This is a genomic window from Nocardioides sp. CPCC 206348 (genome assembly GCF_048654705.1).
Lineage (GTDB): Bacteria > Actinomycetota > Actinomycetes > Propionibacteriales > Nocardioidaceae > Nocardioides.
In genome coordinates this window covers 14,562-15,254 of record NZ_JBMCZA010000226.1, presented here as the reverse complement: position 1 = coordinate 15,254, position 693 = coordinate 14,562, and the positions used below count along the sequence as shown (strand labels likewise).

General features: G+C 71.7%; 1 protein-coding gene. It reads left to right on the top strand.

Annotated features, from left to right (window positions below; genetic code table 11):
- A partial coding sequence (locus ACOADB_RS25610; protein ID WP_378605581.1) for a nitronate monooxygenase occupies nucleotides 1–693 on the top strand: 693 nt, incomplete at both ends.

Here is a 693-nt window from a genome sequence, read left to right as displayed (position 1 = left end):
CTGATCGCGAAGCTCAAGGAGCACGACATCGTCGTGATGCCGTCGATCGGCGCCGCGAAGCACGCGAAGAAGGTCGCCGCGTGGGGCGCGGACGCCGTGATGGTTCAGGGCGGTGAGGGCGGCGGTCACACCGGCGCCATCCCGACCACGCTCCTGCTCCCGACCGTGCTGGACGCCGTGGACATCCCGGTGATCGCGGCCGGTGGCTTCTTCGACGGCCGCGGCCTCGCTGCCGCCCTGTCGTACGGCGCCGCCGGCGTCGGCATGGGCACCCGGTTCCTGCTCACCGGGGACAGTGCCGTCCCCGACGCGGTCAAGCAGCTCTACCTGGAGAAGGGCCTGACCGACACCGTCGTCACCGCCAAGGTCGACGGCATGCCGCACCGGATGCTCCGCACCGAGCTCGTCGAGTCCCTCGAGGAGACCTCCGCGGTCCGCCGCCTCGGTCCGACCGCGCGTCGCACCCTGGAGTTCAAGAAGTCCTCGGGCATGTCCTGGGCCGAGCTGCTCAAGGACGGCCGGGCCATGAAGAAGGCCCAGGGCCGCACCCTCGGCCAGATGGCCCTCGCCGCGAACACGCCGACCATGCTGCGCGCCGGCCTGGTCGAGGGCGACACGTCCGCGGGCGTCCTGGCCAGCGGCCAGGTGGTCGGCGTCATCGACGACCTGCCCACGTGCGAGGAGCTGATCGAC